The sequence below is a fragment of the Staphylococcus sp. HMSC068C09 genome (assembly GCF_001813735.1).
Taxonomy (GTDB): domain Bacteria; phylum Bacillota; class Bacilli; order Staphylococcales; family Staphylococcaceae; genus Staphylococcus; species Staphylococcus hominis.
Genome location: NZ_KV813729.1, coordinates 1 through 427 on the forward strand (window position 1 = coordinate 1; position 427 = coordinate 427).

The following is a 427-nucleotide window of genomic DNA, read 5'->3' on the forward strand; positions in this document are numbered from 1 at the left end:
TAATAACTTGATTGATGAAAAAATCGAACAGAATTATACAGGCAAAAGAAAAATTAGAACAGACGCGATTAAACACATTGATGGTTTAATTACATCAGACAATGATTTCTTTGATAATCAAACGCCAGAAGATACAAAGCAGTTTTTTGAATATGCTAAAGAGTTTTTAGAACAAGAATACGGTAAAGATAATTTATTATATGCAACAGTTCACATGGACGAAAAAACACCACATATGCATTATGGCGTTGTTCCAATAACTGATGATGGTCGTTTAAGTGCTAAAGAAGTTGTAGGTAATAAAAAAGCTTTAACAGCGTTTCAAGATAGATTTAATGAGCATGTTAAACAACGAGGATATGATTTAGAACGTGGGCAATCAAGACAAGTAACAAATGCTAAACATGAGCAAATAAGTCAGTATAAA

At 31.1% G+C, this 427-nt stretch carries 1 protein-coding gene; it reads left to right on the forward strand.

Annotated elements, in window-relative coordinates; all coding sequences use genetic code 11:
- The coding region (mobV, locus tag HMPREF2930_RS11145) for a MobV family relaxase (protein ID WP_141751506.1) at positions 1-427 on the forward strand (427 nt) is incomplete at both ends.